Genomic DNA, 21,517 nt, shown 5'->3' on the forward strand with positions numbered 1-21,517 from the left:
AAGGCTTTCGCCGTGACAATTTTAACCCTCTCCCCGACAACCCGTGACCATGCCGCGCAAGGATACCGTCGCCCGCTTCAGTGTTTCCCTGCCTTCGAGTCTGCTCGACGAACTCGATTTGCTGGTGAAACGCCGTGGTTTTCACAGCCGCTCCCAAGCGGTGGCTGCCCTCGCACGCGAGGGTTTGGTCGAGATGAAATCCGAGGAGGGTTCGGGCACGATGGCGGGCACGATCAACTTGGTCTACGACTACCGCACGCGGAATCTCCAGACCAAGCTCATGGCGATCCAGCACAAGTATTACGTCATGGTCGTCACGAGCCAGCACGTGCATCTGGAGCATCACCATTACCTCGAGGTCCTGTTGGTCCAGGGGCCGGTGGAGGACTTGCGCAAACTGACCGACGAGCTCAGCGCCTGCAAGGGCGTCAAATACTGCAAGCTCCAGCTCGCTGCCGAAGCGCTGCCGCCGTTGCTCTGAGCGCGATCCGGGGAGGGACGACTTCCACGTCGTCCGCAGCGGAAAGGCAGCGTTGCCACCGCGGCGTGGCCTGGCGGGTGCCTGATCACCACCGCGGACCGGGTGGAACCGGTCCCTCCCTTGAAATTCTGACTTTTAAAAGTATTACGTTTTGACAAAAAAGTAATACCATTAAGAACCACTTCATATGTTTCAGTCCGGTCCAATTTTCACCCGCACACTAGACCACGCCGGCCTGTGGTCGGGCGTGATTTCGCGCGGCAAGACCCTGCGCCTGACCGACCTCCAGGGCGGTGCCAATGTGGGCGTGTTGCTCTACAACGCCGACCTCACCGTTGAGCGCTACAACATGCCCGACACCCTCAAGGGGCAGCACACGTATCAGCTCACCCACCCGCATTGTCTGCACTCCGATATGGGGCGGCTGTTGGCTTCGATCACGGCCGACACGGCCGGTTGGCACGACACGGCCTGCGGCTGTTCCGACGCGGCGCAAGTGGCGGCCAAATACGGGAAGAAATCCTATCAATCCGGGCACAACGAATTCCATCGCAACGGCCGGGAATGCTTTCTCATCGAGCTGGCCAAATGGGGTCTCGGCAAACGCGACCTCGTGCCGAATCTGAACCTCTTCAGCAAAGTGACCGCCGACGAAGCGGGCGTCCTGACGTTCGTGCCCGGCAACTCGCCCGCCGGAGCCTACGTCGATTTGCGTTTGGAGATGAACACCCTCGTCGTGCTCAACACCTGCCAGCACCCGCTGGATCCTGACCCGGTCTATCACCCCCGTCCGGTTAAACTTGAGGTCTTCCCGGCGCAGCCGGTTGCCCTCACCGACACGTGCATCAACTCGCGTCCGGAAAATCTGCGCGCCGCCGAAAACACGGCCGCCTACCACGCCCTGCGCGACTGACTTCATGGCCACCTTTATTCTCACCGAAAGTCCGCTCGTTGCTGCCGATGCAGTTTACCGCCAAGTCGTCAACGCGGGTGACCATTGGTCGCACCTCATCAAAGCGGGGCAGACGCTGCGCATCCTCGACCTTGAGGGTAACCAAGCTGCGGATACGTTGTTTTACGATGCGCACGATACCAACAATCGATACAGCGCGTCCGATACGATTCGTCACCAAGGGGCGCTCTATCTCACGACCGGCACGAAGCTGATCTCCACCGAAGGCGATGTCCTGCTGACGATCGTCGCCGACACCTGCGGCCGCCACGACACCTTGGGCGGAGCTTGTTCGCGCGAGAGCAACACCATGCGCTACGCGCACGAGAAGGAGTCGATGCACGCCTGCCGTGACAGCTTCATCCGTGGCGCGCAGGAGTGCGGCTGCGGTCACGACTTCGGCAAGCGCGATATCACCTGCAACATCAATTTCTTCATGAACGTGCCGGTCACACCCGAGGGCGGTCTCACGTTCGCCGACGGTGTTTCCGCCCCCGGCCGCTACGTCGAACTGCGCGCCGAGCGCGACGTTCTCGCCCTCATCTCCAACTGCCCCCAACTCAACAACCCCTGCAACGGCTGGAACCCCACCCCGGTGGAAGTGCTGATATGGGACTGAAGTTTTTTAACCACAGATGGACACAGATAAACACCGATCAGAATTTATAAAATGCGCGGGCAGCATGCCTAACAATAACACCACCATGATGGGTTCCATCGCGTAGCGGTAGCGAAGCCATCTGTGTCCATCTGTTCTTCAATTGCCCTAAAGGGCACCCATCTCATCACCCCTTCGGGGCGCGATCTTTGATCGCACCATCTACGCGCTTCCGCGCTCCGTGTGGTTAAAAACATGCCTTTCACTAAAGTCCTCATCGCCAATCGCGGCGCCATCGCCTGCCGCGTCATCCGCACGTTGCGCACGATGGGTATCAAGTCCGTCGCGGTTTACTCCGAGGCCGACGCCGGTTCGCTCCACGTCTCCCAGGCCGACGAGGCCGTGTGCATCGGTCCGGCTCCCGCCGCGCAGAGTTATCTCGATGCCGACAAGATTCTCGCCGTCGCGAAAGACACCGGGGCCGAGGCCATTCATCCCGGTTACGGTTTCCTGAGCGAGAACCCCGATTTTGCCGAGGCCTGCGCCGCCGCCGGCATCATCTTCATCGGCCCGACCGCCGCGCACATGCGCACGTTTGGTCTCAAGCACACCGCCCGCACGCTCGCCGCCGCGAGCAACGTGCCGCTGCTCCCCGGCAGCGAACTGCTCGGCTCTTTGGCTGAAGCGCAACGCGAGGCCGCGCGCATCGGCTCCCCGGTCATGCTCAAGAGCACCGCTGGCGGTGGCGGCATCGGCATGTCGCTCATCCGCTCCGCCGACGCGTTGCCGGCCGCGTTCGATTCGGTGGCCCGACTGGCGAAGAACAACTTCAACGAGGGCGGGGTGTTTCTCGAGAAATTCGTCGAGCGCGCCCGTCACATCGAGGTCCAGATCTTCGGCGATGGACTCGGTCATGTCGTGGCGCTGGGCGAGCGGGATTGTTCGGCGCAACGCCGCAATCAAAAGGTCGTCGAAGAAACCCCCGCACCCGGGATCACACCAGAGGCGCGCGCCGAACTCCTGGCTTGTGCAAAGCGTTTGGGCGAATCCGCCGGCTATCAAAACGCCGGCACGGTCGAGTTTGTTTACGACGACAACTCCGGCGAATTTTACTTTTTGGAAGTCAACACGCGTCTCCAGGTCGAGCACGGCGTGACCGAGGAAGTCACGGGTATCGATCTTGTGGAGTGGATGATCCAGCAGGCGTCCGGCGAGCTCGGTTCGCTGGCTGATTACGCGCCTACATCGACCGGCGCATCGATCCAGGTGCGGTTGTATTCGGAAGATCCGGGTAAAAGCTTTCAGCCCGCCACCGGTATACTCACGGAGCTGCAGTTTCCCGCCGACGCCCGTATTGAAACGTGGGTCGAGCGAGGTGCCGACGTCTCGCCGTATTACGATCCGATGTTGGCGAAAATCATCGTGCGCGGCGCGGATCGCGCGGAGGCGCTGCAACGCATGTCCGCCGCGCTCGCCGCCACGGAGGTGCACGGTCTCGAGTCCAACCTAGCTTACCTCGCGCAGGTCATCGCCTCGCCAGAGTTTCAATCCGGGCGCATCACCACGCGCTCGCTCGAGTCCATGGCTTATGCCGCCTCCACCATCGATGTGCTCGATGGCGGCACGCAGACTACCGTGCAGGACTATCCAGGGCGCACCGGATATTGGGACGTGGGCGTGCCGCCATCCGGGCCGATGGATCACCTTTCGTTCCGCTTGGCGAACCGCCTTGTCGGTAACCCGTCCGACGCCGCCGGACTCGAAATCACGGTGGCGGGTCCGACGCTTACGTTTAATACCGCCGCCATCATCGCCCTTACCGGTGCGAAGCTCCCCGCCACGCTCGACGGCGAACCCGTGCCGTCATGGCAACCCATCGCAGTGGTCCCGGGACAGACGCTGCGCCTTCCCGCCGCGCCCTCCGCCAGCGCGGGATTGCGCGCCTATCTCGCCGTGCGCGGAGGCCTCGATGTGCCCGACTATCTGGGCAGCAAAGCGACCTTCACCCTCGGCCTGTTCGGTGGTCACGCCGGTCGGGCCTTGCGCGTGGGTGACGTGTTGCGCGTCGCCGCCGCTCCGTCGACGGGCGAACCGACCCCTCTTCCCGCAGCTCTCAGGCCGAGCATCACGCGTAGTTGGGAAATTGGCGTGCTCTACGGCCCGCACGGCGCGCCCGACTTCTTCAAGGACGAAGACATCGCGGATCTGTTTTCCGCCACCTACGAAGTGCATTACAACTCAGCCCGCACTGGCGTGCGGCTCATTGGACCCAAACCACGTTGGGCTCGCACTGACGGCGGTGAGGCGGGACTGCATCCGTCCAACATCCACGACAATGCCTACGCGGTGGGCGCGATCGATTTTACCGGCGACATGCCGATCATCCTCGGCCCCGACGGCCCGAGTCTCGGCGGCTTCGTGTGCCCCGCCGCCATCGTGCAAAGCGAGCTCTGGAAAATGGGCCAGCTCAAGCCCGGCGACAAAGTGCGGTTCAAGGCGCTCACGGCCAGCGACGCGAGACAAGCGGAGTTGGCGCAGGACGAAATGATCGAGGCGTTGCAAGGTAGGGCGTGCTCGCCGAGCGCGCCAACCGTTGCCTCGACGCCTGAGTCCCGAACCGGCGCGCTCGGCGAGCACGCCCTACCGGCGGAATCCGCCATCATTCATCAGACCCCGGCGCATGGCGATTGCCCGGCTGTCTGCTACCGCCGTGCGGGCGACCGGTATTTGCTCATTGAATACGGGCCCATGGTGCTCGACCTCGATCTGCGTTTCCGGGTGCATGCGCTCTACAGCGCGCTGGTCGAGCGCGACCTCGATGGCGTGCTCGATCTCACTCCGGGCATTCGTTCGCTCCAAGTGCATTACGATCAACTCGTGCTGCCGCTGGACAAATTGATGGCCTTGCTCATCGCAGCTGAGGCCGCTTTGCCCGACATCGATGAGATGGAAGTGCCGACGCGTATCGTGCATCTGCCGCTCTCGTGGGAGGATGAATCGACCTTGTTAGCGATTCGCAAATACATGCAGATCGTGCGCAAGGACGCGCCCTGGTGTCCGAGCAACATCGAGTTTATTCGCCGCATCAACGGTCTCGATTCCGTCGACGAGGTGAAGCGCATCGCCTTCGAGGCGAGCTACCTCGTGCTCGGCTTGGGCGACGTGTATCTCGGCGCGCCCGTGGCGACACCGATCGATCCACGGCACCGCCTCGTTACGACCAAATACAATCCGGCCCGGACTTGGACCCCGGAAAACGCCGTCGGCATCGGCGGTGCGTATTTGTGCGTCTATGGCATGGAAGGGCCGGGCGGTTATCAGTTCATCGGCCGCACCATCCAGATGTGGAACCGGTGGCGGCAGACGACCGACTTTGCCGAAGGCAAACCCTGGCTGCTGCGCTTTTTCGACCAGATCAAATTCTATGAAGTGAGCGCCGAGGAGCTCGTGCGTTTCCGCGAAGACTTCCCGCATGGACGCTACAAACTCAAGGTCGAGCACAAGACCCTGCGGCTGCACGATTACCACCAGTTTCTCGCCGACAACCAACCGAGTATCGAAGCGTTCAAAGCGAAGCAACAGGCCTCGTTCGAAGCCGAGCGTCAGCGCTGGGAAGAGTCGGGCCAGCTCAACTACTCGTCCGAAACCGAAGCGGCCATCGGTGCAACCACCGACGCGGCGCCGTTACCTGAAGGTCATCACGCCGTGGTGGCCCACGTGCCGGGCAACGTCTGGAAGATCCAAGTCGCGGTCGGTGATCACGTGGAGGCCGATGCCGTGCTGGTCATCCTCGAATCCATGAAAATGGAAATTAATTCCGTCGCGCCCATCGCGGGCGAAATCACCGCCATTCGCTGCGCCGAAGGCAGCCCGGTCCAAGCCGGCGACACCCTCATCGTGATCAAATCAGACTGAGTTTTGTTTAACCACAGATATGCACGGTTAAGAAATCTATCCTATCAGGTTTCATTGCGTAACGGTGGTGGAGCCATCTGTGTCCATCTGTGGTTAAAAAATCCGTAGTTTCATCCTGTGCTTCAGCTCATATCTCACTCTGTTGCGTCTCCTGATGAATCACTCGCCGTGGTTTCGATTCGCGTGGATCGGTTGAAGTTGGCGAAGCGGCGCTGGCGGGGGCAGGCGGCCGATGGGGCGGACTTTGGGTTCGAACTCACTCAGCCGCTCAAGCCCGGGACGACGGTCTGGCAGAGCGACACCGCCCGCTATGTGATCGAGCAGGAGCCCGAGGCCGTGCTTGAGATTCCGCTCGATGTGCCGGCTTCGGCGGCAGCGGGCATTGGCTGGGCCGTGGGTAATCTGCACATGGAATTGATGTCCGAGGTCGATCGTCTTTTAGCGATTGATGACCCGGCGGTCCGGCAATTGCTGGAGCGTATCCAAGTGCCCTATAAACCCACCACCGCTGTATTTCGTCCCGGTCGCTTCGTGCGCGGTGCGAAACAGACTCCCAATCATGACCTCGGACCCAGCCATCGGCACTGATGCCGGCTGGTTCTGCGGACTCCTGCAGGCCGGCGATTCGTTTTACCCCACGGGCGCCTACGCCCATTCCTACGGGCTCGAAGGGCTGGTGCAGGAGAACGTGGTGACGGATCGCGCGACGCTTTGTTCGTATTACGAACAATCGGTGCTGCCGTCGCTGGCGCGGTTGGAGTTGCCGTTGGTGGCGCAGGCGTGGCACGCGCTGGCGGAGCCCGATTGGGCGGAGGTGGCGGAGGTGAGTCGGTTGGCGTCGGTGCTGAAGACGACGCGGGAGGTGCGCTTGGCGAGTCACAACATCGGGCGGCAACGGGCGGAACTATTGGCGCGGTTGCGGCCGGAATCGCTGGCCACGGCGTTGGTGGCGCGGGCGGCAAGTGATGGATTCCCTTTCGCGGCCACGGTGTCGGCGGCGCTGGAGGGGCGGGTGCATGGCGCGCCGTTGGCGGCCGTGTTGGGCGGAGTATTTTACGCGACCCTTTCCGGGCAATTGGCGGCGGCGATGAAGCTGCTGCGCATCGGCCAAAACGCCGCGCAATCGTTGCTCACCGAAATGCTGGCCCACGCCGGCCCGACGGTGGAGGCGGCGGTGGTGTTGCGGCGCGAAGAGATCGGTTGGTTTAACCCGTGGCTCGACATCGCTTCGGCGCGTCACGAAACCGCCAACGCGCGGCTGTTTATTTCATGAGCGTTCCTATGACTGAATCCCGTCCTCCTCGAATTGGCATCGGCGGCCCGGTGGGGTCGGGTAAGACGATGTTGTGTCTCAAACTCTGTGCAGCGCTGCGCGAACGTTACTCCATGGCGGTCGTGACCAATGACATCTATACGAAGGAGGATGCGGAGTATCTCACGCGCTCCGGTGCGCTGGGGGCCGATCGTATCGTGGGCGTGGAGACGGGCGGGTGTCCGCACACGGCCATTCGCGACGACACGACGATGAACGAGCAGGCCTGCCAAGGTTTGGCGGAGGCGCATCCCGACCTGCAACTCATCCTGGTCGAGAGTGGCGGCGACAACCTGTCGGCGACGTTTTCACCCGAGTTGGTCGACGCGTTTATTTACGTGATCGACGTCGCCGAGGGAGACAAAATTCCGCGCAAGGGTGGTCCAGCGGTGCGGTTCAGTGATCTGCTCATCATCAACAAAATCGACCTCGCGCCGCTGGTGGGAGCGGATCTCGGCGTGATGGATCGCGATGCGAAGATCCAGCGCGGGAAGCGTCCGTTCGTCTTCTGCGACCTGAAGCGCGAGCACAATCTCGATGCCGTCATCGCTTGGATCGAACACGAGGTGATGTTTGCCACGTCGGCGCACTCCACGGACTGAGGCGGGAACAGGGTGCGGTTTGTTTAACCACTTCCGAGCGAAGCGACATCTGAGAAGCGAAGCGCCGAAGCAATGGACACAAATGGCTCCACTACCGTTACGCGATGCAACCCCACGGGTGCTGTTTTAAGCAGGATTGTCAGATCCTGATTGGTGTTAATCTGTCGCGAAAAAACAGTTTCATGAGCAACATATTTGAGGGACATTTAATGTTGCGGGCGGAGGCCCGACCAGGAGGACGAACCGCGTTGGCGGGGCAGTCGTTTCGGGCGCCGTATTATGTGGGTAAGTCCTATTTGGATACGGACTCCGGTGTGCTGATGGTGCAGGTGGCCAATCCCACGGCGGGCATATTGTCCGGGGATCGATTGGAGTCGGCGATCACGGTCGCGGCGGATGCGAAGCTGTTGGTGACCACGCCGAGTGCGAGTCGGGTGTTTCCGATGAACGCGGGGGAGGCGGTCTCCCGCCAGACATTTGCCGTGGAGACGGGCGGTTGGTTGGAGATGCTGCCCGAACCGTTGGTGCCGCATCGGCGGTCCACTTATCGACAGGATACGAGCGTGGAGATCGCGGCGGGCGGTGGGGTGTTTTTTGTCGAGCAACTCATGCCCGGCCGGGTGGGCCATGGTGAGGCGTGGGAGTGGGACCGGTTGGTGCTTACGCTTGATGTGCGCGTGGACGGGGAGTGGGTGCTGCGCGAACGGTTTGACCAGAGTGGCGCGAGCTTGCGCGCCATGGCAGTGGCGGCGGGCACCGGACCGGAATCCTGTTTTGCCAACGGGTTGGTGGTTGTTCCCGGCGCGGATGCGGCAGAAACGAATCCTGCGTGGCGCGAGGCGCTGCATGCCTTGCATGGCGACGGGGTGTGGATCGGAGCGACTGCTCTCGGTGCGGGGGCGTGGTCGTTGCGAATCGTCGCGGCGAACGGAGTGACCTTACGCGCGGCCGTGCAGCAGGTGCGCGCGATCCTCGCGGAGGTGTGCCCGGCGCTGCGGTGCGGGCTGCGGAAGCTTTGACCGCGGTGTGTTCATCGACCAGTGATCGCGCCTGGTGGTGGCGGAGGTTTGGGTTGGTGGGCTGGTCGTCTGCGCGCGGTTTTCTGAGCGCGAGCGAGCTCGCGGCCTACGGGGGCGGCGGGGAGGGTGGTGTGTGGGTGTTGGGTTCAGAGGAGCGAGGCGTGGGGTAGGGACGGCTCGCCGAGCCGTCCGCGCGGTAGGCTGGAAGGCTGACGCACTGTGCGGTCACCTCGGCGAGGCGACCCTACCTTTTTGTTTGCGGGTGGTTTCCTTTAGCGCGAGCGAGCTCGCGGCCTACGGTGGGCGGTGGGACGGGGTGTGTGGGTGTTGGGTTCAGGGGAGCGAGGCGTGGGGTAGGGACAGCTCGCCGAGCCGTCCGCGCGGTAGGCTGGTAGGCTGACGCACTGTGCGGTCGCCTCGGCGAGGCGACCCTACCCTTTGTTGTGCGCGGGCGCGTTCTTTAGCGCGAGCGAGATCGCGGCCTACGGGGTGGGTGGGTTGTTGGGACCGTCAGGACGACGGGCGTCGGCGGTAGGCGAGGGCACCGATGATGATCACAACGAGGACGACGATGCCGGCGGTGGCCGGGGTGAAGTCCCATTCCAAGTCATGGCCTCCGAGGTGCCCCGGGTGAGCGGCGAGATTGAGCGTCGTGGTGAGCAGGGCGAGGGGAGTAAGGAAGCGTTTCATGGCGTGGGGGGATCTTGCAGCAAGTCATGGGCCAGCGGCGCGGTGGTGTCAGCCGCGAACTGGGATGAGAACGAAGAGCGCCATGAGCAGGACGGCGGTGCCGAGTCCCACGGCGAGTTTCCAACGGTTGCGCTGGGCGGCGATGAGGTGGAGCCATTTGAGGTGCAACAGGAGATGGCCCACCACAAGGACGCCGATGCCGTAGCCGGCCCAGGCGTGCAGCTCCCCCCAGTCGTGGCGACCGAGACCCAGGACCGTGAGGCCGTGGCCGTCGCGACCGCGAGGCAGGCGTTGGTCCATGAGCCAGCCCGTGCCGAGAATGAAGGCGCCGTTGAGGAGAAGCAGCAGGTTGAGGACGCGGTTGAGGAGGGTGCGGGTGGAAGCTTTCATGATCGCGGTGACGTGATGATGAAAGATGCGACGGCTTACGCCGACCGCGAGTTGCACACCGGCGGTGATTATTCGCCGGGCTGCTGACCTCAATCAGCGGGTTCTCAGCGGCGGCCGAGCAACTGGGTGACGGCGGCGCGGCCGGTATGACCGTGGCCTTCCACGACGTCGCGTTCGATTTCGTGGGCGAGGTCCCAGGTGATACCGGGAAACGCGTCGCGCACGTCGTCGAGACTCACCAACAGTTCGGGTGAGGCGACCGGTCCGCCGGTGGCGTGTTCGACTTGGCGGGGATGGTAGGATTCGAGCACGATCATGCCTCCGGGGCGCAGTCCGGCGGCGACACGCGGGTAAAGCACGCGCCGCAAATCCGGGGGCAAGTGGCAGAAGATGGAGACGATCGCGCTCCACGTGCCGGGTTCGATCACGAAGTCCGTGAGGTCGGCGACGACGGTGGTGAGCGTCACACCGCGGGAGGCGGCGAGTTGCTGAGCCTTGGCCAAGCCGACTTCGCTTTGGTCCATGGCGGTGACGGCATGTCCGCGTTCGGCGAGAAAGACGGCGTTGCGGCCTTCGCCCTCGGCGAGACACAGCACGGGCCCGGGGGGCAGGTGGTCGGCACAGGCCACGAGAAAATCGTTGGGGGTGGTGCCGAATACAAAGTCGTCCCCGGCGTTGCCGTAGCGGTTGTCCCAGAAGGGAGAGTCGAAGGATTTGGCCATGGGAAACTGGTGGGAGGAGGGTGGCTTATTTGACGCGTCTGACTTCGATGCGCCGATTCATGAATTTGCCGTTCATTCGTTTCCGGCCGGTTCGTCGGGGGCGCGGAGGGGGAGGTTCGCGCGGTTCCAGTCGCGGAAACCGCCGACGTTGGCGACATCGAAGCCTTCCTTCGCGAGGATGTTGGCGGCCTGACCGGAGCGATTGCCGGAGCGGCAGTAGAGGAGCACCTGTTTGTTTTCCTTCTTCGCGGTGGCGAGCACATGGCTCCATTTTTTGCGGGCGCCACGGAGATCGCTCAAGGGCAACAAGTAGGCCGGGGCCGCGACGCCTTCGCTCCATTCGGCGGGCTCGCGCACGTCGATGAGAATGGCTTCGCCCGCCCGCACTTTGGCGGCGGCCTCGGTGGGCTCGATGCGGGGGCCGCCGCCTTGCCCGAAAGCGGTGCGGACGACGGCGAGAAACACGAAGGCGAGGGCGATGAGAGCGAGAATCTTCATGGAAGGAGGCAGCAAACGACAGCGGCCTCGCGGGCGCAAGTTCGGGAGGTCGGTTGGTTTTTTCGTTTTTTGGTCACAGATCCGGAGTCTGATTCGTCCTCGTCATGAAACCCGAACGAAAAGAAACACCATGACCTCTGAACAAATCGAATCCGCCCGCGCCCAGACCCACGCCTTTCGCGATCATTACAACTACGACACCACTTATATGGAAGAAATGCTCGATGCCTCGCCGGCCGGATTTGCCCGATTCCAGGCCGTCACACAGATGGCGGGCTTTGGCGATAGCCTGCCCAAGGACGTGCCATACGTGGCCCGCATCGCGGCGTTTGCGGTGGTCGACTGCGGTCCATGTCTGGAGCTGACGCTGAAAATGGGACGCGAAGCCGGGGTCGCGGCGTCGGTGTTGCACGCCGCGCGCTGCGATGGCGCGGCGTTGCCCGCCGAACTGGCGGAGGTGCGCGGGTATGCGGCGCAAATTGCGGCCGGTGAAACGCCGGACGACGACGAAGTGCAGCGGCTGCGCGATCGTTACGGTTCGGCGGGCCTGGTGGAGCTCGCGCTCAATATCGCGAGCTCATTGATTTTTCCCGCCGTCAAACGCACGCTCGGTCATGCGCGGAGTTGCTCGCTCACGACGTTCTCGGTGTGATGGCGGACGCGATGTCGTTTTCCGAACCCGAGTGCGATACCGGATCCCCCGGGGACCGCAGTGTGACATTTGAAACCCACCGGGCGGCATTGGAGCGGCTGGCTTATCGCATGCTCGGTTCGGTGGCGGATGCGCACGACATGGTGCAGGATACGTGGTTGCGTTGGGCGGAAGTCGAGACGGCGACGATCCGCGAACCCCGGGCCTGGCTGTTGCGCGCGTGCAGCCGTCGTTGTCTCGATCATCTCAAATCGGCGCGCGTGCAACGCGAGCGGTATCCCGGCCCATGGTTGCCGGAGCCGCTGGTGTGCGATGGGGTGGTGACTGGTGAGTGGGCGGCCGATCTCGCGGGGGCCGCCCGGGTGGAACTGGATGAATCGGTTTCGATGGCGTTGCTCACTGCCATGGAGCGCTTGTCGCCGGCGGAGCGGGCAGCGTTGCTCCTGCACGATGTTTTCGACCATGATTACGCAGAAGTGGCGGCCACGTTGCGGCGAACGGAGGCGGCCTGTCGCAAGCTCGTATCGCGGGCGCGTCAGCAGTTGCGGCGGACTCCGTCGCGCGAGGAGACGACGGTGTCGGCGCAGGATCATCAACGTTTGTTGCGGGAGTTTTTACGGGCGGCATCGGCGGGGGATTTCGAGGGATTGAAGGCGGTGCTGCGCGAGAACGTCGCTTTTCACGCGGATGGTGGTGGCAAGGCCACGGCGGCGGGAAAGGTGCTGTGGGGGGCGGCGCAAGTCGCCCGGTTTTTCGTGGGTGTGGTGGCGAGGTCGGGAGCACGCTACGAGGCGAATCAGCTGCGGTGGTGTTGGTATAACGGCGCACCGGGCGTGGTGGTGCTGGACGCGCCCGGTGGTCAGCCGCGCACGGCGTTTTCCATCCGCATCGAGGATGGGCGCATCGCCGAGCTGTTCGCGCTGCGCAACCCGGACAAGTTGAAGGTGTTTGCCCGGGCAGGGGAGTGAGCACGGATCGGTGATCCACCCGCGGGGAGGTGGGCTTATAACATTCTCCAGCGGTCGCAACTTTTACTACTGATCTGGCGAGACGGGCGATTCGCCGTTGTGCTTGGAGGAGGGGATGTTAAGCGGTTTTTGTCAGTCTACCCCTCCTAGCGTCCGCTTCATTGTTTCTCTGGCCTACTGAAACGCGGCGAACTCGGTGGTTTTACCAACCCTCGTTCGTTTGTGCCGTCCGTTACGCGGAAGGTGCGTCTCATTCCAATGGCCAAGAAAACTTATATTTTAGGTGTGTTCGTCGTGCTCGTGCTCGGCGTGGTGGCGTTCCGCGTCATGGATCTTTTTCGGGTGCGTCCCGAGCCGGCGTCGATCGAAGATTTTGTCGCAACGGTGGAGGTGCCGCCCGATGCGCCGTTTGTCTGGGATACGGCGAATGCAACCTGGAGTTTCGACTTCAAGAATTACGAATATCTCAAGGGCACGTTTAAGCTTTCCCGGCTGAAGTTGAAGTTGCGCGAGCGTCTTTACACGGCGGTGGATCTCAAACACGAGGCCGCGCTGACGACGAGCTACGACCCGCAGTTGCTGGAAGCGGCGAAGACCTTGCGCGAGCACTTGGCGGCGAACTACGGCTATACGGAGGCGCCCGACTTGAGCCGGGACCTGTCGCGGGAAGCGATATTGTTTCCGACCCATCGCGTGACGACCGATCGCAGCCAAGTTGCGCCCGGCGAGCGCACGCACGAAGTCTTTTTCACGTTGAAAGGCGATGCGGTTTGGGGCGGCGGGAATTACACGCAACGGTCGGCTTTGCTCGACCAGGCTCCGGCGAGTCTCCCGGTGGCGGAAGGCGAACCGACGCCGGAACGGTGGTTTTATTATCCTACCCCGGATGACGACGATGAGCCGGGGAACTTGAACAACAACGTTTTGGCGGAACTGGTGCGAGGTATCTTCAAGGGCCGGGGCGGAACGGACGCGGCCGAAAGTCTGCCCCAGTTGCTGCTGTTGGAGGAACTGGCTGAAACGACGGGATCGGAAATACGTTACCGTGCCGCAACGTCCTTCGAGTCGTTGTGGAGGGGGGAGCCGGCGCGCACGTTTTTTGGCGGTGAGAATCAGCCCAAATCCTATTTCGACATCGATGCGGTCAATGCGCATGAAATTTTGGATACATTCGCGCAGGAAGTCAGCGATCTGCGCACCGCGCTGCATGCGCAAGCGGTTGACGAATTGAATGCGTTGGCGGCCGGAATTGAAGAGCAGCGTGAGGCGGGACGGATGCTGCGTGATCAGTTTTGGCGTCAGGTAAACGAGGAAGGTTTCGTCATCGCGCAGGGGAGTGGAGCGGACGATTTACTCATTACCTTCGAAGGCCAAAACACCGGGGAAATGCGGTGTGTGGTGGTGGCGCTCGGGGGTGAATTCGAGTCGGTCACCTACCGCTTGGATGTGGGGCTGGAAGACTATTTCGTGCCCGATGTGCTTCGTTCCCGCGCAGCGTATGATCGCTTGTTTGCGCTGTCCGTGCCGCTGGGCGTTTCACCCGGTATATCCCGGCGGTTCCCCCTCACGCCCGCGGAGCGGTCACCGGTGCGCTTGCAAGCCATGGAGTCGTCGGCTCGCCCCAGGGGCGATTCCGGGTCCGCTGTCGTCGGGGGAGACGCCATGCCGCTGGCGATGGAGTTGACCGTGACCGCCGCCGAGCCCCGCGTGCGCCTGGGCACGACCGATGGGAGTTATCAGCTCGAATTGGGGGTGGATCGGTCGCGATATTTGTCCCGGCTGAAGGCGGCGCTGGAGACTTTGGCGGCACTGAAATCCCAACACCGCGAGCAGGTGGACGGATTGGATGAGAAACGCCAGGAGTTGCTGGGCCCCATCGGCACCGAGGCCATTTTGGCCGGCACGTTCACGCCCAAACAGGGGGCCGCGGCGCAAGCGGTGTTGATGCAGGTGGTCGGTTTTGCCGAGGCGGTGAACCAGCAAGGGGTGTTTGATCTCGAGGTCCTCATGCGGGAGCCGGGCAATCTCCACAACGCGGTCGTGGCGACGGGTCAGATTGATCTGAGTGCCGATACGGATGGCATCCTGCGTCGCTACTTTGCGGCGGAGGCGAAACTCGGTGAGTTGACCCGCCACGAAAGAACCATTGCGGCGATTTTTGAGACCTTGGAGCCCGCGACGGACGGTCCGGCTACGGCACCCTGGGAACCGGATCCGGGGGCGTGGGCCATTGATCTGCGGGCATTGGCCGCCCGGGTGGGGAGCACCGAAGTGACCTCACGGGACGATCCGCGGTTGTTGATGAACATCAGCCGACAACGCCTGGCCGGGGAAACGGTGGCGACCACGCTGCAGGTCGACGCGGTGGCGGGAGAAACCAAACAGGCTTATTTTGAGGCACTGCAGAACATGGATCGCATGCTGCGCCGACATCGAATCTGGCTCAGCGACGATCGGCAGATCACGCTCGAGCTCACCGACCATCAACCCCGCCGCGGCATGTTTGCAGTCGAACTGCTGCAACTCGAACGTGGGGATACGGTTCGTCGGGCATCCGTGCGAGGATTGGCCGGTCCGGTCATTACGCCGACCCAGACGGTGGAGCGGCGAATGGAGCTGACCACGACCTCCGGGGCGCAACCGTGGCGGCTGGCCGTGAATGGCGAACAATGGTCGAGCGACGGACAAACTTTCCAACCGGCCCCGGCCGCGATACTCAATCTCCATGACCGGGAGCAGGTGGGCATGGTGCATCGGATATCAGCGCAGTGGGCGGTGGAGCCGTTGGCGGAGGCGGTGAAAATCGAAGGGTTTACGTCCGGGCTCGGCATGTTCGCCAAGGCCATCACGACGGCGGCGGTGGGCGTCATGGCGGTGAGTGGGGAGAATTCCTCCGCGACCACCGTCGCATTGCTGGCGGGAGGCGCGATGGGCGCGGCGGATGAAAGTGAGCGGCAGGATCGTTTGAAATCGGCCACCGACGAAGCGACCCGCATCAATGGTCAATTCAGCTCAATCGGGCTGGGGGGAGTCACAGATTGGCGGACGCTCGATCCGCACGAAGAGTCGTTGATTTTCGGCCGGAAGGCTTTTGATACGCAGCCCTACTTGTATCGGTTGCGGCGCAAGGGGAAGAACTACGAGGTGGCCGACACGCTGGAGTTCACCGCCGCGTTGCCGTGGACGTCACAGGTAGTTGAATACAAATTACCACCCGACCTGGAGCCCGGGCATTACTTGGTCACCACGGGACCGGTGGTGGTCGAAGGTTCGGCCTTTCCCTTCCAAGTCACCTCCAATAATTGATATCATGAATGACGAAACGAACTCCGGCGGCGATGGATCCGATCATTCCGACGACCCGCAAATGGGGGCTACGCTCACCACGCTGACCAAAATCTATAATTGGGTCGAAAACACCCACCTCATGCCCACGCGGCTTATCGCGTGGACGGCGTTTGTGAGTATGGTCGCAGCTCTCTATTTCTTTAGTCCGGTGCTTTCGCTGTTTGTGTTGCTGTTCTGCATCACGCGCGTGAACCGGGCCGGGGTGGCCATCGAGGTGCTCGGGACCCAGCTCTTCAAGAAAACCTGGGTGTCGATTTTGTGGGTGGTGATGCCGTTCACCTATGCGTTGTATTTTCTGGTGGTGATGAAGCCGTTCGAGGTCGACCTCGCGAGCATCAACCTGCGGCCTCAAAACCCCGAGGTGGCGGACTATGTTAACTGCATGGCCGGATTCCTCGTGGGGCTGGTGGTGATGGTGAGATATCGACGGGTGCGGTCGCGCATCGACCGCGTCCTGGTCCAGGAGTGATTCTCCGGCCGCCTCCGCTGAGGCATGGCTCAGGTGAAGATGATTTGGCCGCCGGCGGCCAGTTCGTAGAAATCGCCCACGGTGAGAACCTTTTCCATCTGGGGCACGAAGTCGTCGGGCGTGAGGTGGAACATGTCGACGGTGGCTTTGCAGGCGTAGAGGTGCCCGCCGGCGTCGGAGATCATTTCGACGAATTCACCAATGGGCGGGATGTCGAGCGCTTCCATTTCCTTTTGCATCATCGACGTCGCAAAGGCGGACATGCCGGGGATGGCCCCGAGCAGGGTCGGGAGCTGGAATCCCTTGGCGCTGGGCACGCGCATGGCGGAGTTGCCGACGGTGGCGATGCGGATCTTGTCCTGGTAGTCCTTCATGACGCCGTATAGGCCGAAGAAGGTGAAGAAGAGGTTGGCTTCGATGCCTTCCATGCGGGCACCGTTGGCCATGATGAGACCGGGGTAGATCCCGTCGAGGGAGCCCTTGGAGATGACGATGGAAACCTTGGTGATCGGTTCGGGAGAGGGGGGCGGGTTGCTCATGACGTGAGAGGGGAAGAAGGTGGTGATGGAGGAGTGGATTCGAGATGCGGATCAAGTGACCCTATTCCGAATTACAAGGGTCAGGGGGGAATGGAGGCGGTGTATCTTGATACTTGATACATAAAACTTGTCCCTTGCGGCATCCAGGCGCGGCTATGCCGCGTCTAGATGCAGCCGACGGGTTTCTTGATACCGGCAATGCGAGCGGCTTTTTTGGCGGGGCCGCCGGGGAAGAGCGCGTAGAGCTCCTTGGTGGGCACGCCGCTTTCCTTGGTGAGGCGACGGATCGAGGGGCCGGTGCCTTTGGCTTCGAACTCCTGGCGCATGAAGTTGAGCACAATGACGTGGCGGTCGGTGAGCTCGGGAATGCCGTCCTTGGCGGCGAGTTCCTTGGCGATGTCGAGGTTCCAGGCCTGGTAGTCGGTCATGAAACCTTCGTCGTCGAGTTCAATGGTGGTATTGGCGAGGGTGGCAGTGGGCATGGCGGGTATGGGTTGAGGGAGAGCGGATGGCGGGGAGCGCGAGCGAGCTCGCGGCCTACGGGTGATTGTTTACGATTTAGGAGGGGGTGGCTGGTGGGCGCTGAGGTTGCGCAGGAAGACAATCATGAACCCGATGCCGCGTCGCATCTCGGGTTTGTTGATCTCGCGGAAGGCCCTGAACGGGGAGTATTCCTCGACCGTATTGAAATCGATTTTGCGGTAGATCTCCAAGGCGTTGTCGACAGCATCGAGCATCTCGGGCTGGGTGAGGTTTTTCACCGTGTGCAGGATGGTGGTGGCGTTGTCGGCGAGTTGACGAACGTCCTCGACCGAAAACTCCGCCACGACGTTGTCGAGGGCGCGGAGGAGTTCCTGCCCCTTGTCGAAATAGCCCTTGTGATCGAGCTCATCGAGTTGTTCGAGGGTGTCGTGAAACAGCTTGCGGCCGAGCGGGGTGGCGTCGGCGAGCAAGGCGCGCGCACTCTCGAGTTGGATGAGCATCTCGTCGAGCGTGTTGGTGTTGCGCAGGAGGCGCTTGGCCAGGTCGGTGAAGTCGCCGGTGCGCACAAAGGGCGCGACCTCTTCGAGCTCGGTGACGGTGGTGGCGAAGAGGTCTTTGGCGACGCGGGAAAGGTCGTCCTTGAGTTCTTCGATTTCGCGGCGCATGCGGCGCACCTCGTCGACCTCCTCGAGCACGCGATCGAGTTTGGCGTCGAGGGCGTCGAGCTTGGCGTCGAGGGGAGTGGGTTCGGTGGTGGTGGTCATGACTCGGGGTTACCGGCGTTTGCCGGCCATGGTCATTTCGGCTTCGATGGGGAGCTCGGCTCCGCGGAGGAGGAGGTTCCAGTAGACCCACCGGAACATCATCTTGCCGTAGTGGTTCATCTTGGTCTCCTCGAGGAGGGAGAAGGGGCCGATGCCGGGCAGAGGGAATTTGCCGGGCAGGGGCTCGGTGTCGTAGTTGAAATCGATGAGCAGGCCTTTGTTGAAACCTGATTCGATGAAGCAGTTGGCATGGCCGTCGAACTTGGCGGGGAGGGGGCGCTCGTCGATGGCGGCGAGCATGTTGTCGAAGAGGATGTCGGCCTGGAAGTGAGCGACGGACCCGGCCTTGGAGGAAGGCAGGTCCGTTGCGTCACCGAGGACGAAAATGTTGTCGGACACCTGGGAGCGCAGCGTGTGCTTGTCGGTGGGGATGAAGTTCAACTCGTCGCCGAAGCCGGACCGGGCAATGGCGGCGTCGCCCATGTTGACGGGCACGCTGACGAGCAGGTCGTAGGGCACTTCGCGTTCGTCCCAGGAGACGATTTTGTTGGCGGCGGAATCGACGGAGCCGATGGCAAATTCCGAGGTGAGGTGGATGTTTTTACGATCGAGGAAATCGCCGAGCAGCTCGGCGGCCTTGGGCTTGGTGAAGGCGCCGGGGAGCGGCGTGACATACTCGATTTCAACCTTGTTGCGAATGCCGCGCTCGGTGAACCACCAGTCGGCGAGGAAGGCGAATTCCAGCGGAGCGACAGGGCATTTGATGGGCATCTCGGAAATGTTGATGACGAGTCGGCCGCCTTCCCAATGTTTGAGGAAACGTGACAGCGCGGTGGCGCCTTCGAGGGTGTAGAAGTCGAAGACGTTGCGCCGCCAGCCTTCGCCTTCGAGGCCTTCGGTTTCGCCCGGTTCGGGATGCGCGCCGGTGGCGATGATGAGGTAGTCGTAGCCGAGCAGGCGTCCGTCGGTCAGCCGCACTTGGTTCTTCTCCGGATCGATTACATCGATGCCGCTGTAGATCACATCGATCCCGCGGGGCAGGTAGTCGCGGCGGGGTTTGACGATGTCGCGCGGACTGTAGATGCCGAAGGGCACAAACAGGTAGCCGGGTTGGTAGTGGTGCTCACCATCGCGGTCGACGACAGTGATCTGCCAGGCGTCGCGATCGAGGGCGCCGGCCAGTTTGTTGGCCATGATCGTGCCGGCGGTGCCGGCGCCGAGGATGAGCATTTTTTTCATGGGAAGGGTGGGGGTTGGCCGGTTCAGAACCGGTAGCTATACATGATCTGAGAATTGAGCTGGCTGTGGCTCACCCCGACGCCGTAGCCGCTGACGATCTCGACTTCGGGGGCGTAGGTGACGGATACGTCGATGGTGCTGCGGTCATTGAATTGGTAGCCGAAGCCACCGGTGAAATGGGTCTCGATGATCGCGGGGAAGAGACAGTTGAGGAAACGGTCCGGGACGGGGTTGTTGCCGTAGTTGAAGCCGCCGCGGAGGGTGAAGCGGTCGTTCACCATGTAGGCGGCGCCGAGTTGGATGACGGTTTGGTCGTCCCAGTCCTGATAGAGCACGGCGTCGAGCACGGAGCCGGCGAACGGGCCGTTGGTGGCGGCGTCATCGGCGGTGAACTTCATGGAGAATTGCTTCATGGCGTTGGCCCAGAAGATCTGGCGCACATCGGCCACGAGCAGCCAGTCGGGCCGCGGGCGATAGGCGAAACCGGCGCCAAGCAGCGCGGGCCATTCGAACTCATTGACGTTGATCGTGCCGCTGAGGGATTGAGCCATCGCGCCCATGCCGGGGACGTTGAGCTGGAAGGCGAGGCTGTTGCCGGGTGCGTCAAGATCGCCGAGGTCGGTTTTGCTGTGGTAGGTGAGGCCGAACGTGACCTGCTCGTTCACTTCGTAGGTCAGACCGATCTTTCCCGCGAAGCCGTAGCCTTCGGCCTCACCGGTGAAATCGTTGTCGTTGGTGAAGTTGAAATAGGCGTAGTCGACGCCCGTGTCGGCGGGCAGGGTGGACATCATTTGATTGAAGCCCTGCACGAGCGATCCCGAGGCGTGGCCAAAGTTTTGGGCCATGGGGTTCACGAGGTCGAAGAACTGCGAGCCGCTCATGGCCATTTGCAGGTCCATGCCGGCCCACACGAAGTCCACCGTGCCGCCGATGTTGAGGCGCTCATTGACGCGGTAGGAAAGCGGAATGATCGCGCGGCCGACGGAGACTTCGGTGCGGTTGATGAGATCGAAACCCAGTCCGCGCCAGGAATCGGGTTCGTATTCGCAGCCCATGCCACCCTGACCGAACACGGCGAAGCCGTAGACGAAGTCGCCGGCCTGGCGGGTGTAGCCAAAGGCGGGCATGTAGAAGGCGGTCGCGTTGGAATCGGCGGGCACGCCGGTCGGGCTGGTGGCGGTGATATCCGGTCCCAGCACCCCGAGGGCGAGATCCAGCCGGGCAGCCTCCTGCATGAGGCTGAGCGTGGCGGGGTTGTTGATGACACCGGCGGTGCCGTTGTCGTAGGCGATCGAGGCGCCGCCCATGGCGGTGGCCACGGGGCCGTAGCCTTCCATGTTCATGCCGTTGGTGGCGAAGAGGGCCGGCGTAAAGGAGAACGCGGTCAACGCCGCGACAAGGGAGAGGGTGCGAGACGAAGGGGACATGGTGGAGTGACGCACGAGGCGTATCGAGGGTTTGGTGACGAGGAGTCGGGTTTGACGGCATTATCCGCCTAAATCGCCCGGCCGACTCTGCATCCCTTGCCGGAGTCCCTGCATAAATTGCCTATATGCGCGCCAATGCATGTAGATTGAGGCGGTTGGGGTGGCTGGTGAGGTGGGTCGAAGGGGGCGGACTACGCCGGCGAATTATGTGACCACCGTGGAGGCGTCGCATTGACCGCGCTTTCGAAGATCCGCAGGCAGGGGTTGGGAATGGTTTCGCCGTGACCCTGGCTTTTGATGCTGATTTGCATTGTCCGAAATCCTGACGGTGCGAGCCGGAGAAATTGTAACCCAGATGTGGCCGATGGACTCGACTTGAACTCGCCATTCGCCTCGAGGTTTGTTCACTTCATGAGCCTACACTGTTGGACTGGCCTCTGCGGTGAACT

21 protein-coding genes are annotated in these 21,517 nt (G+C 62.3%); 12 read left to right on the forward strand and 9 right to left on the reverse strand.

What is annotated here, in order from left to right; genetic code table 11:
• Nucleotides 1-49: 49 nt before the first annotated feature.
• From nikR to PXH66_RS21390, 8 genes are all read left to right on the forward strand, one after another.
• Entirely contained in the window at nucleotides 50-481 is a 432-nt protein-coding gene (gene nikR / locus PXH66_RS21355) for a nickel-responsive transcriptional regulator NikR (RefSeq protein WP_330931830.1), read from the forward strand.
• 187 nt (nucleotides 482-668) lie between these two features.
• The gene (locus tag PXH66_RS21360) at nucleotides 669-1,394 is read left to right on the forward strand and encodes an urea amidolyase associated protein UAAP1 (protein WP_330931829.1); all 726 of its coding nucleotides are present in this window, start codon (nucleotides 669-671) and stop codon (nucleotides 1,392-1,394) included.
• A 4-nt stretch (nucleotides 1,395-1,398) separates the two neighbouring features.
• On the forward strand, nucleotides 1,399-2,052 hold the full coding sequence (locus PXH66_RS21365; protein WP_330931828.1) for an urea amidolyase associated protein UAAP2: 654 nt from the start codon (nucleotides 1,399-1,401) through the stop codon (nucleotides 2,050-2,052).
• 234 nt (nucleotides 2,053-2,286) lie between these two features.
• On the forward strand, nucleotides 2,287-5,946 hold the full coding sequence (gene uca / locus PXH66_RS21370) for an urea carboxylase (RefSeq protein ID WP_330931826.1): 3,660 nt from the start codon (nucleotides 2,287-2,289) through the stop codon (nucleotides 5,944-5,946).
• A 168-nt stretch (nucleotides 5,947-6,114) separates the two neighbouring features.
• The gene (locus tag PXH66_RS21375) at nucleotides 6,115-6,534 is read left to right on the forward strand and encodes an urease accessory protein UreE (protein WP_330931825.1); all 420 of its coding nucleotides are present in this window, start codon (nucleotides 6,115-6,117) and stop codon (nucleotides 6,532-6,534) included.
• Nucleotides 6,506-7,219 (forward strand): urease accessory protein UreF, encoded by a 714-nt coding sequence (locus PXH66_RS21380; protein ID WP_330931824.1) that lies wholly within the window; start codon nucleotides 6,506-6,508, stop codon nucleotides 7,217-7,219. The genes PXH66_RS21375 and PXH66_RS21380 overlap by 29 nt, the downstream gene beginning before the upstream one ends.
• Nucleotides 7,220-7,227: 8 nt before the next feature.
• Nucleotides 7,228-7,860, forward strand: coding sequence for an urease accessory protein UreG (gene ureG / locus PXH66_RS21385; protein ID WP_330931823.1), 633 nt, complete (start codon nucleotides 7,228-7,230; stop codon nucleotides 7,858-7,860).
• Nucleotides 7,861-8,042: 182 nt separating this feature from the next.
• A complete protein-coding gene (locus tag PXH66_RS21390) occupies nucleotides 8,043-8,879 on the forward strand; it encodes an urease accessory protein UreD (protein ID WP_330931822.1) in 837 nt (278 codons plus the stop codon).
• Between the two features lie 510 nt (nucleotides 8,880-9,389).
• Here PXH66_RS21390 and PXH66_RS21395 read toward each other — a convergent pair.
• From PXH66_RS21395 to PXH66_RS21410, 4 genes are all read right to left on the reverse strand, one after another.
• Nucleotides 9,390-9,569 (reverse strand): hypothetical protein, encoded by a 180-nt coding sequence (locus tag PXH66_RS21395; RefSeq protein WP_330931821.1) that lies wholly within the window; start codon nucleotides 9,567-9,569, stop codon nucleotides 9,390-9,392.
• A 48-nt stretch (nucleotides 9,570-9,617) separates the two neighbouring features.
• A complete protein-coding gene (locus PXH66_RS21400) occupies nucleotides 9,618-9,959 on the reverse strand; it encodes a DUF4405 domain-containing protein (RefSeq protein WP_330931820.1) in 342 nt (113 codons plus the stop codon).
• Nucleotides 9,960-10,063: 104 nt separating this feature from the next.
• Nucleotides 10,064-10,681, reverse strand: a complete 618-nt coding sequence (locus tag PXH66_RS21405) for an SAM-dependent methyltransferase (protein WP_330931819.1) — start codon at nucleotides 10,679-10,681, stop codon at nucleotides 10,064-10,066.
• A 72-nt stretch (nucleotides 10,682-10,753) separates the two neighbouring features.
• Nucleotides 10,754-11,179 (reverse strand): rhodanese-like domain-containing protein, encoded by a 426-nt coding sequence (locus tag PXH66_RS21410; RefSeq protein ID WP_330931818.1) that lies wholly within the window; start codon nucleotides 11,177-11,179, stop codon nucleotides 10,754-10,756.
• Nucleotides 11,180-11,309: 130 nt separating this feature from the next.
• Here PXH66_RS21410 and PXH66_RS21415 point away from each other — a divergent pair, with 130 nt between their 5' ends.
• From PXH66_RS21415 to PXH66_RS21430, 4 genes are all read left to right on the forward strand, one after another.
• On the forward strand, nucleotides 11,310-11,831 hold the full coding sequence (locus PXH66_RS21415) for a carboxymuconolactone decarboxylase family protein (protein WP_330931817.1): 522 nt from the start codon (nucleotides 11,310-11,312) through the stop codon (nucleotides 11,829-11,831).
• 11 nt (nucleotides 11,832-11,842) lie between these two features.
• Nucleotides 11,843-12,799, forward strand: a complete 957-nt coding sequence (sigJ, locus tag PXH66_RS21420) for an RNA polymerase sigma factor SigJ (RefSeq protein ID WP_330931816.1) — start codon at nucleotides 11,843-11,845, stop codon at nucleotides 12,797-12,799.
• A gap of 258 nt (nucleotides 12,800-13,057) precedes the next feature.
• Nucleotides 13,058-16,105 carry a hypothetical protein gene (locus tag PXH66_RS21425; protein WP_330931815.1) on the forward strand — a complete coding sequence of 1,016 codons (3,048 nt, stop codon included), beginning with the start codon at nucleotides 13,058-13,060 and terminating at the stop codon, nucleotides 16,103-16,105.
• A 4-nt stretch (nucleotides 16,106-16,109) separates the two neighbouring features.
• Nucleotides 16,110-16,616 carry a hypothetical protein gene (locus tag PXH66_RS21430; protein ID WP_330931814.1) on the forward strand — a complete coding sequence of 169 codons (507 nt, stop codon included), beginning with the start codon at nucleotides 16,110-16,112 and terminating at the stop codon, nucleotides 16,614-16,616.
• Nucleotides 16,617-16,645: 29 nt separating this feature from the next.
• Here PXH66_RS21430 and PXH66_RS21435 read toward each other — a convergent pair whose 3' ends face one another.
• The 5 genes from PXH66_RS21435 to PXH66_RS21455 form a co-directional block, all read right to left on the reverse strand.
• On the reverse strand, nucleotides 16,646-17,155 hold the full coding sequence (locus PXH66_RS21435) for a DsrE/DsrF/DrsH-like family protein (RefSeq protein WP_330931813.1): 510 nt from the start codon (nucleotides 17,153-17,155) through the stop codon (nucleotides 16,646-16,648).
• A gap of 164 nt (nucleotides 17,156-17,319) precedes the next feature.
• Entirely contained in the window at nucleotides 17,320-17,637 is a 318-nt protein-coding gene (locus tag PXH66_RS21440) for a TusE/DsrC/DsvC family sulfur relay protein (RefSeq protein ID WP_330931812.1), read from the reverse strand.
• A 69-nt stretch (nucleotides 17,638-17,706) separates the two neighbouring features.
• Nucleotides 17,707-18,402 carry a hypothetical protein gene (locus PXH66_RS21445; protein WP_330931811.1) on the reverse strand — a complete coding sequence of 232 codons (696 nt, stop codon included), beginning with the start codon at nucleotides 18,400-18,402 and terminating at the stop codon, nucleotides 17,707-17,709.
• A gap of 9 nt (nucleotides 18,403-18,411) precedes the next feature.
• Nucleotides 18,412-19,641: a type III sulfide quinone reductase, selenoprotein subtype gene (sqr, locus tag PXH66_RS21450; protein WP_330931810.1), complete on the reverse strand. Its 1,230-nt coding sequence runs from the start codon at nucleotides 19,639-19,641 to the stop codon at nucleotides 18,412-18,414.
• Nucleotides 19,642-19,664: 23 nt separating this feature from the next.
• Nucleotides 19,665-21,068: an OmpP1/FadL family transporter gene (locus PXH66_RS21455; RefSeq protein WP_330931809.1), complete on the reverse strand. Its 1,404-nt coding sequence runs from the start codon at nucleotides 21,066-21,068 to the stop codon at nucleotides 19,665-19,667.
• Nucleotides 21,069-21,517: the final 449 nt, after the last annotated feature.

This window comes from Synoicihabitans lomoniglobus (assembly GCF_029023725.1).
In the GTDB taxonomy this organism is placed as follows: Bacteria; Verrucomicrobiota; Verrucomicrobiia; order Opitutales; family Opitutaceae; genus Actomonas; species Actomonas lomonigloba.

Bases quoted from the DNA above. Each gene is read 5' to 3' on its own strand.
- nikR (WP_330931830.1), top strand. From the start codon at position 50: ATGCCGCGCAAGGATACCGTCGCCCGCTTCAGTGTTTCCCTGCCTTCG.
- PXH66_RS21360 (WP_330931829.1), top strand. From the start codon at position 669: ATGTTTCAGTCCGGTCCAATTTTCACCCGCACACTAGACCACGCCGGC.
- PXH66_RS21365 (WP_330931828.1), top strand. From the start codon at position 1,399: ATGGCCACCTTTATTCTCACCGAAAGTCCGCTCGTTGCTGCCGATGCA.
- uca (WP_330931826.1), top strand. From the start codon at position 2,287: ATGCCTTTCACTAAAGTCCTCATCGCCAATCGCGGCGCCATCGCCTGC.
- PXH66_RS21380 (WP_330931824.1), top strand. From the start codon at position 6,506: ATGACCTCGGACCCAGCCATCGGCACTGATGCCGGCTGGTTCTGCGGA.
- ureG (WP_330931823.1), top strand. From the start codon at position 7,228: ATGACTGAATCCCGTCCTCCTCGAATTGGCATCGGCGGCCCGGTGGGG.
- PXH66_RS21390 (WP_330931822.1), top strand. From the start codon at position 8,043: ATGAGCAACATATTTGAGGGACATTTAATGTTGCGGGCGGAGGCCCGA.
- PXH66_RS21395 (WP_330931821.1), bottom strand. From the start codon at position 9,569: ATGAAACGCTTCCTTACTCCCCTCGCCCTGCTCACCACGACGCTCAAT.
- PXH66_RS21400 (WP_330931820.1), bottom strand. From the start codon at position 9,959: ATGAAAGCTTCCACCCGCACCCTCCTCAACCGCGTCCTCAACCTGCTG.
- PXH66_RS21405 (WP_330931819.1), bottom strand. From the start codon at position 10,681: ATGGCCAAATCCTTCGACTCTCCCTTCTGGGACAACCGCTACGGCAAC.
- PXH66_RS21410 (WP_330931818.1), bottom strand. From the start codon at position 11,179: ATGAAGATTCTCGCTCTCATCGCCCTCGCCTTCGTGTTTCTCGCCGTC.
- PXH66_RS21415 (WP_330931817.1), top strand. From the start codon at position 11,310: ATGACCTCTGAACAAATCGAATCCGCCCGCGCCCAGACCCACGCCTTT.
- sigJ (WP_330931816.1), top strand. From the start codon at position 11,843: ATGTCGTTTTCCGAACCCGAGTGCGATACCGGATCCCCCGGGGACCGC.
- PXH66_RS21425 (WP_330931815.1), top strand. From the start codon at position 13,058: ATGGCCAAGAAAACTTATATTTTAGGTGTGTTCGTCGTGCTCGTGCTC.
- PXH66_RS21430 (WP_330931814.1), top strand. From the start codon at position 16,110: ATGAATGACGAAACGAACTCCGGCGGCGATGGATCCGATCATTCCGAC.
- PXH66_RS21435 (WP_330931813.1), bottom strand. From the start codon at position 17,155: ATGAGCAACCCGCCCCCCTCTCCCGAACCGATCACCAAGGTTTCCATC.
- PXH66_RS21440 (WP_330931812.1), bottom strand. From the start codon at position 17,637: ATGCCCACTGCCACCCTCGCCAATACCACCATTGAACTCGACGACGAA.
- PXH66_RS21445 (WP_330931811.1), bottom strand. From the start codon at position 18,402: ATGACCACCACCACCGAACCCACTCCCCTCGACGCCAAGCTCGACGCC.
- sqr (WP_330931810.1), bottom strand. From the start codon at position 19,641: ATGAAAAAAATGCTCATCCTCGGCGCCGGCACCGCCGGCACGATCATG.
- PXH66_RS21455 (WP_330931809.1), bottom strand. From the start codon at position 21,068: ATGTCCCCTTCGTCTCGCACCCTCTCCCTTGTCGCGGCGTTGACCGCG.